The 8088-nt window shown below is 54.3% G+C and carries 7 protein-coding genes; 3 read left to right on the top strand and 4 right to left on the bottom strand.

Annotation, left to right across the window (positions count from 1 at the left end):
- Window positions 1-68: 68 nt before the first annotated feature.
- Both sseA and ABF287_RS16135 read left to right on the top strand, forming a co-directional pair.
- Window positions 69-923: a 3-mercaptopyruvate sulfurtransferase gene (gene sseA / locus ABF287_RS16140; RefSeq protein WP_347186021.1), complete on the top strand. Its 855-nt coding sequence runs from the start codon at window positions 69-71 to the stop codon at window positions 921-923.
- Window positions 923-2107 carry an amino acid aminotransferase gene (locus tag ABF287_RS16135; protein ID WP_347186023.1) on the top strand — a complete coding sequence of 395 codons (1185 nt, stop codon included), beginning with the start codon at window positions 923-925 and terminating at the stop codon, window positions 2105-2107. The genes sseA and ABF287_RS16135 overlap by 1 nt, the downstream gene beginning before the upstream one ends.
- A 61-nt stretch (window positions 2108-2168) precedes the next feature.
- Here the strand turns inward: ABF287_RS16135 and ABF287_RS16130 are convergent, their stop codons facing one another.
- The 4 genes from ABF287_RS16130 to ABF287_RS16115 all read right to left on the bottom strand — a co-directional run bounded on the left by ABF287_RS16130 (window position 2169) and on the right by ABF287_RS16115 (window position 5541).
- On the bottom strand, window positions 2169-2789 hold the full coding sequence (locus tag ABF287_RS16130) for a ferric reductase-like transmembrane domain-containing protein (protein ID WP_347186020.1): 621 nt from the start codon (window positions 2787-2789) through the stop codon (window positions 2169-2171).
- Window positions 2790-2868: 79 nt separating this feature from the next.
- Window positions 2869-3684 (bottom strand): hypothetical protein, encoded by an 816-nt coding sequence (locus ABF287_RS16125; RefSeq protein ID WP_347186019.1) that lies wholly within the window; start codon window positions 3682-3684, stop codon window positions 2869-2871.
- 167 nt (window positions 3685-3851) lie between these two features.
- On the bottom strand, window positions 3852-5168 hold the full coding sequence (amt, locus tag ABF287_RS16120) for an ammonium transporter (protein WP_347186018.1): 1317 nt from the start codon (window positions 5166-5168) through the stop codon (window positions 3852-3854).
- A gap of 34 nt (window positions 5169-5202) precedes the next feature.
- Window positions 5203-5541 (bottom strand): P-II family nitrogen regulator, encoded by a 339-nt coding sequence (locus ABF287_RS16115; protein ID WP_215942698.1) that lies wholly within the window; start codon window positions 5539-5541, stop codon window positions 5203-5205.
- A gap of 266 nt (window positions 5542-5807) precedes the next feature.
- Here ABF287_RS16115 and ABF287_RS16110 point away from each other — a divergent pair, with 266 nt between their 5' ends.
- Window positions 5808-8021, top strand: coding sequence for a transglycosylase domain-containing protein (locus tag ABF287_RS16110; protein WP_347186017.1), 2214 nt, complete (start codon window positions 5808-5810; stop codon window positions 8019-8021).
- The last annotated feature ends 67 nt before the right edge of the window (window positions 8022-8088 follow it).

Genomic DNA, 8088 nt, shown 5'->3' with positions numbered 1-8088 from the left:
CGGTCTCGCGTCTTGCATGAAACAAGGCAGAGCGTTATGCGAAGATATCCCAATTCAAAGGCTGAGAAATGCCCCATAGCGACCCGAATACAATCGTCTCGACGACATGGCTCGACAAGCACATCAAAGACCCTAATTTGCGGCTCATCGATGCGTCTTGGTATTTGCCGGATATGAATCGTGATGCCAAAGCCGAGTACGAGGCGGCACACATTCCGGGTGCGCGTTTCGTTGATATTGATGATGTTTCCGATGCGCGCTCGAGCTTGCCACATATGTTGCCACCCGTTGAAAAGTTCATGTCGCGCATGCGCGCACTTGGCGTCGGTGACGGTCATCAGGTGGTGATTTACGACGGCGCAGGCCTGTTTTCGGCGCCGCGTCTGTGGTGGATGTTTAAGTATTTTGGTCAGGACAAGGTTGCGGTTCTTGACGGTGGTCTTCCAAAGTGGGTTGCAGAAGACCGCCCTGTGACGACCAAACCTCCGGTTATTCGGGACCGTCACATGGTTGCTGTGGAACAGTCCGCATTGCTGCGTGATGTGACGCAAGTGGCATCGTCGTCCAAGCTGGGTGATCATGTGATCATCGATGCGCGTCCAGCTCCGCGTTTTCGTGGCGAAGCACCTGAGCCGCGTGCAGGTCTGCGTGTCGGCCATATTCCCAATTCGCGCAATGTGCCGTTCGGAACATTGCTGCAGCCAAATGGCACGCTCAAACATCCCGGCGAATTGCGTCTTGTGTTTGAGGCCGCTGGCGTCGATTTGACAAAACCTGCGATCACCACCTGTGGATCAGGTGTGACCGCTGCAATCTTGAGCCTTGCGCTGGACCGGATCGGAGTAAAGCACGCGCTTTATGACGGAAGTTGGGCGGAATGGGGCATGTACGGAGACCTAAAGGTCGCAACTGGAGAAGCATGATGCTGAACAATCTGAGCCAACAATACCCTGACCCGATTATGCAGTTGATCACGTTGTGCCGCGCTGACACCCGTGACACCAAAATCGATCTTGGCGTTGGGGTCTACAAGGATGGCGATGGCAACACACCTGTCATGAAGGCCGTTCGCGCGGCTAGCAAGCAAGTATGGGACAATGAAACCACCAAAGTTTACACTGGCCTGCCGGGCGATCCTGCATTTGGCACAGCTATGCGGACGTTGGTTTTGGGCGATACCGTTGCAACAGACCGCGTCGCTGCGATTGCGACGCCAGGTGGCACGGGCGCTATTCGTCAAGCTTTTGAATTGGGGCGTTTGGCCAATCCGGATATGACCGTTTGGACGTCGAACCCAACATGGCCAAACCACTTGGCGATCTTGAAGTTTATGGGCATCCCAAACACCGAATACGCATACTTTGATGAAGTGTCCTGTACGGTTGATTTCGACGCGATGCTCGACAGCCTGAAGGGCGTCAAAGCGGGCGATATGGTATTGCTGCACGGTTGCTGTCACAACCCGACGGGTGCCAACCTGACTTTGGAACAGTTCGGCGTCGTTGCAGATTTGATCGCTGAAAAAGGCGCATTGGCGCTTGTCGATATTGCGTACCAAGGTTTTGGCGACGGTCTGGAAGAAGATGCAGCCCCAACACGTTTGTTGGCGTCTAAATTGCCAGAGATGCTGATTGCAGCGTCATGTTCCAAGAACTTCGGTGTGTACCGTGAGCGCACTGGCTGCTTGATGGCGATTTCTGAAGAGGCATCTATCACGCCGAAAACCCAAGCGAATATGAACTACCTTAACCGCGTTGCGTTTTCATTTCCGCCAGACCACGGCGCGCGTTTGGTGACCACTGTTTTGACGGATGAGACGCTGACAGAACAGTGGAAAACCGAATTGGAAGAGGTGCGCCTGAGCATGCTTGGTCTGCGCACACAGCTTGCTGATGAGCTGCGCCAGCGGACCAATTCAGACCGGTTTGATTTCATCGCGCAACACCGCGGCATGTTCTCACGTATCGGGGCCACGCCAGAAGAAGTGCTGAAAATGCGCGAAGACTTTGCGGTCTACATGGTCTCTGACAGCCGCATGAATATTGCGGGTTTGAACCCAACGACTGTGCCACTCTTGGCGGAAGCGATTGCAAAATCTTGTAAATAAGATCGCGTTGTTATTCTGCGAAAAGGGCCCTCATCTGAGGGCCCTTTTTGTTTTCTTGTGATTATTGCGCAGGTGTTGCGTTCGGGCGCGTCGGGCGCTTGCGGATGTACCAGTACCAAATGCGATAGGCTTCAAGCGCGATCAGTGGGCCGAAGTGGATGAGGGCGGCTTCTGGGCTTCTCCAGTTGTGCAGCGCGGCCCAGTGCAACAGCGTCAACACTGCCGCAGGGTAGGTCCACCGTTGTAGCGCTTTCCACTTGGTGCCCATCTTGCGCACAAAGTAGTCAAACGATGTGACCGCCAGCGGGATGAAGATGATAAACGCGATCCAGCCGGTCCAGATGTAGAACTTGGGAAGATCTGAGATAACGCGATCAAGTGAATTGAGTTTGAAGAAATAGAAGATCGTGTGCAAAGCCGCGTAGGCGAATGCGGCAACACCAAGATAGCGGCGGTTCTTTTTGAGCCAAATCGGGCCACGCCAACCGCGCAGAAGCAACGCCAAGGGTGTTGCCATCATAGCGACGATCAAAAAGCGCGCTGAAGCTTCACCAGATGTGTGAACAACCTTGCCGTAAATGCGGGAAGATTCCGAGGTGAGGATGTCGTTAAACATGAACATGGCTGGAATGGAGAAGAGCGCCCATATCCAATAGGGCGATAAAAATGAAAGTCGTTTCATAGCTGTGTCCGAGTTTTTGTTGCGCAATGGACGTTATGCGCATGGGGCGTTTGAAACCGTCGCGATTTCTCAAGAAAACTTAGCTGGATTGGATGATTTTCATCTGCGCATCAAACGCCCGCCACGTGATGGATGCTTTGTTGCCGGCAAAACCATGATAATGCGATTTCCCGCTAGAGTTTGGCAGGCCCGCCCAGATCTTTGCGAGGTTGTTCATGAAGGTGTGTCGCGGCATTTGTCCCGCTTGGAATTCGAACAGACCCGCTTCTGCCAACAGAATGTCAGACAGTGTGTCTTGGACTGTCGGGGTGAAAACTGTGTCCAGCGACAGGTCTTGTATGGCCACGAGCCGTTTGAGTGTTTTGGGGATGAACTGATAGCGCCCAATCGCGTGAGGTTGGCTCGGCGTTGCGTCGATCCACGCGTAGATATCTCTGAGCGTCATGGCGGTTGGGGGCTTTGAGGGTCTTATCGTGGCGCCGTGTTGCACAGCGTCATAGCCGTCGCGTCGCGATTCGGCTTGGCCGATAATGTATCGGATCTGTTCAACGGCCGTTCCCGCTAGTTGTCCGCGATGCATTGCGCGCCGCGCGGGTGTCATAACATGCGTTGGTGTCGGTGTGATCGCCATGCGCTGACTGGGAGCGCCCTTTGATGGAGCAACGCGGCGCGGCGGTAGGGGCGCAAAGAAGCCGATATTGGGTTCATCGGAAAACAAGCTTGGGTTTGCGACAGAGGCAAGGACGATCGGTTGTGTCTGGGCGCTGGTGACCAAGGGGCTACGGCTTTGGAGAAACAAGGACCCACGGCTATTGGCGTGCGGGTCAGAAGAGACGGGATGTGCGATGCACATAAACCCCAAGAATGCGCAGAGCGCGCTATGAATATGGGCCATTCTGACCTCCTTGCGATGTGCGGCACGTTCTTGTGCCATCCGCTGTCTTTGCAAGGAGTATCGGATCAATGTCTTTAAAATTGGTTGAGCCGTAGGCTGCGGCAGTCCCAAAAGCAAAAGGCCCGAACATTGCTGCTCGGGCCTTTCAATTACGATGTCAAAGGAGATTAGCCTTTGTAGAACTCAGGGTATGCTTCCATACCAAGCTCTGCTTTGTCGAGGCCGAGGATCTCAGCTTCTTCGGAGACGCGGATGCCGCCGAATGCTTTGAGGATCAACCAAACAACCAAGGATACGATGAACACGAAGGCGCCGATTACTACGATACCAACAAGTTGTGTACCGAAAGATGTTCCGTCGTTTGTGATTGGAACAGCCATTGTGCCCCATACACCAGCGATCAAGTGAACTGGGATCGCACCAACAACGTCATCGATCTTCAGTTTGTCGAGCAGTGGAACTGTGTAAACAACGATCACACCACCGATACCACCGATAACCAAAGCCATGAACAAGGACGGCATGAGTGGTTCAGCTGTGATAGACACGAGGCCAGCAAGAGCGCCGTTGAGAACCATTGTAAGGTCAACTTTGCCGTATGTGACTTGTGTGAGGATCAAAGCAACAACCGCGCCGGCAGCAGCCGCCATGTTTGTGTTTGCAAAGATGCGAGACACGTCGGTGATGTCGCCAACTGTACCAGCAGCCAATTGTGAGCCACCGTTGAAGCCGAACCAACCGAGCCACAAGATGAATGTACCCAATGTTGCGAGCGCCAAGTTGGAACCAGGCATTGGAACAGTTTTGCCATCTTTGTATTTGCCGAGGCGTGGGCCGAGGACGAGAGCACCTGCAAGTGCTGCGAAACCGCCAGCTGCGTGAACCAATGTGGAACCAGCAAAGTCAGAGAAGCCCATTTCAGACAAGAAGCCGCCGCCCCACTGCCAAGATGCTTCGATCGGGTAGATAACGCCGGTCAAGATCGCAGTGAAGATGAGGAATGGCCAAAGTTTGATGCGCTCAGCAAGTGTACCAGATACGATAGACGCTGTTGTCGCACAGAACATCAACTGGAAGAAGAAGTCAGATGCGCCAGATGCGTAATCAAGAGATGCGTCTGCAGCAGCAAGGCCAACTGGCTCAAGTGATGTGATGGCGAACCATGGTCCCATGATGCCTTCGATGACCCATTCGCCTGGGTACATGATGCCGTAGCCGATGAGCCAGTACATGATGGACGCAATTGCGAAGAGAGCGATGTTTTTAGTCAGCTGTGTTGTAACGTTTTTAGAACGTACGAGGCCAGCTTCGAGCATGGCAAAACCAGCTGCCATCCAGAACACCAAGAAGCCACCGATAAGGAAGAGCAACGTGGTAAAGATGTAAGGGTTGATGTCAGGAGTCGCGGCAGCGTCCTGAGCGAAGGCAACAGCAGGAAGCGCAGAGGCTGCCAGTGTGGCCGGGATGAGTTTGGTGAGTTTCATTTAGGAAGTCCCTTTTCGTCTCAATCTTGCGCGCTTAGATGGCGTCGTCGTTTGTTTCGCCGGTGCGGACGCGAACAGCGCCTTCCACGTCGAGTACAAAGATTTTGCCGTCGCCGATTTTGTCGGTTTTGGCTGTTGTCGCGATGGTGTCTACGACTTGTTCTGCCATGGCATCTGCCACAACAACTTCAAGTTTCACCTTCGGTACAAAGTTCACGGCGTATTCTGCGCCGCGGTAAATTTCTGTGTGACCAGACTGAGAGCCAAAGCCCTTCACTTCTGTCACCATCATCCCGCGCACACCAATGCTGGTGAGTGCTTCGCGAACTTCTTCAAGCTTGAATGGCTTGATTGCTGCGATAATTAGTTTCACGTTTTTCCCCTTCCGATTAGTCGGGTGCTGTCAGCTCAGACATGCACTGGCCAAGAAAGACGCCGATACGAAGTTTTGCACAAGCGAGTGTCCGCCCATTTGTGAGTCATAATTGGGCGCCTCTGCACAAAAAATATACAATTTAGGCGCTTTGATTAAAAATTAAGCACCAAATAAAGCCTGTATGCCGCTGCGATTCCCCTAAACATTCGACAGGGGGCTCTGTAGTGTGGGGCCAATCTATAAAAAACGATTGAGCGAGCGACATGGCAGGACAAGGTGGCACGGGCCGCGGCAGCGGTAAAAAACGTTTGGTAGCAGAGCGCCGATATCCGTCTGGCGCGCAGTCAAAGCCAAAAGCGAAACCAAAGACAAAGTCCAAACCCGCGACAGCAGCGCGCACGACTCGGCGACGTAAATCTGCGGTCAAACCATCATCAAATGTGTTTGTGCGTTTGTTTCGTGGCATTGTCGGCTGGGTGCTGCACCTCTTGTGGGTGATTTTCTCACGCGGCGCTTTGGCGTTTGCCGCCGTGCTGGGTCTCGCGGTTTTCTATATATATACGACATTGCCACCTTATTCAGAGCTGCTGGACGGGCGGGCGCGCGGATCGGTGACGTTGACAGATCGTGACGGGGCCGTGTTTGCGTGGCGCGGCGAACAGTTCGGCGGGCAGATCACGGCTGACACGGTGTCGCCCAATCTGAAGAACGCGATTATCGCGACGGAAGACAAGCGGTTCTACAGGCACTTTGGCGTGTCGCCGCGCGGTGTGGCCTCGGCCATTAAGATCAACTTGGCCGCGGGTCGGGGCGCCTTGTCAGGCAACGGCGGTTCCACGTTGACCCAGCAAACGGCCAAACTGTTGTGTCTTGGCGTGCCGTTTGATCCGAAGGCTTGGAAAAGCCAAACCGAATATGAAGCAGACTGTCGTCGGGGCAGTATGGCGCGCAAAATCAAAGAAGCCGTCTATGCGATCGCAATGGAAGTGCGCTACTCGAAGGGCGAGATCCTATCGATCTATATGAACCGCGCGTATTTGGGGTCGGGCTCTAACGGTTTTGAAGCGGCATCTCAGCGGTACTTTGGAAAATCTGCCGCACAAGTGAACGTGGCAGAAGCCGCGATGTTGGCGGGTCTTTTGAAAGCTCCAACACGCTATGCGCCGACGAATAATATTGAACGGTCCCGCGATCGCGCGGGCATCGTTTTGTTGTTGATGAACCAGCAGGGCTATATCACCGACGCACAGCGCGCAGACGCCAAGGAAAACCCTGCGGAGTTGTCAGATGCTGCACAAAAACGGGCAGGTGGCTATTACGCGGATTGGGTCATGGGCGCGGGGCCAGACTTTTTGACCCGTGAAACCACCGAAGACGTGGTGATCGAGACAACCTTTGATCCTCAAATCCAAACAGCTGCAGAGCAAGCTTTGACATGGGTCTTCGACAATAAAGTACGTGAAGGGTCAAAGGCCCAAGCGGCCATTGTTGTGATGAGTGCTGACGGTGCCGTGCGTGCCATGGTCGGTGGGCGAAAGCTGCGCGGCGTGTCAGGCGCGTTCAACCGCGCAACACAAGCCAAGCGACAGCCGGGATCCGCGTTCAAGCCGTTTGTCTTTGCAACCGCGCTTGATATGGGGTGGCGCTATGACAGTGCCATTGTTGACGAACCGATCACGGTCAACATCCCAGGATCGGGTCCATGGTCGCCGCAAAACTATGATCGCGAATTCCATGGCCCTGTGACACTCACTGACGCAATGAAGCACAGCTACAATATTCCTGCCGTAAAACTGGCGATGGATGTCGGGCTTGAAAACGTGCGCACCGTCGCTGAAATGTTCGGGATCGAAAGCGATCTCGCGCAAGGGCCTGCCTTGGCCTTGGGCGCGTCTGAGTCGACCCTGCTCGAGATGACAGGCGCCTATGCAGGGATTTTAAACGGCGGAACCTCTGTGACGCCATATGGTCTACGTTCCCTGCGCTTAAAAGGTTCTGCTGAAGAAGTCATGGGGCAAGACGGCGGATTGGGCGAACGTGTGATTACACCTGCGGCTGCCGAACAGCTCATCTATATGATGTACAACGTGGTGCAAGACGGCACGGGCAGGCGCGCGCGGCTGGACGGCGTCGAGGCTGCGGGCAAGACGGGTACCACCCAAGCGGCGCGTGATGCGTGGTTCTTAGGCTTCACTGCAGATTATGTTGCGGGCATCTGGATGGGGTATGACGACAACTCGCCTTTGACAGGGGTGACTGGTGGTGGGCTGCCAGCAGATATTTGGCACGAAACCATGCAACGTGTGCAGGCCACGCGCGCAGCCAATCCCTTGCCGATGTTGCGCCCCTCGGTTGCACCCAGTGTTTCTGCACAGACCGCACAGGGCCGGTCCAACAGCGCCAATCGCCGCGCCAATGATCAAATAAATAACGTATTGAACGATATTTTGAATTCTATCTTTGGCGGCAAAAACTAACTCGGTCGATCCGCCTAGGCACAAACAAAAACGGCGCGTCCTATATCAAGGGCGCGCCGTTTTAGGT

Source organism: Pacificibacter sp., assembly GCF_039769035.1.
GTDB lineage: Bacteria > Pseudomonadota > Alphaproteobacteria > Rhodobacterales > Rhodobacteraceae > Celeribacter.
Note: the sequence above shows the minus strand (reverse complement) of the source record. Positions and strands in the feature narration are given on the sequence as shown.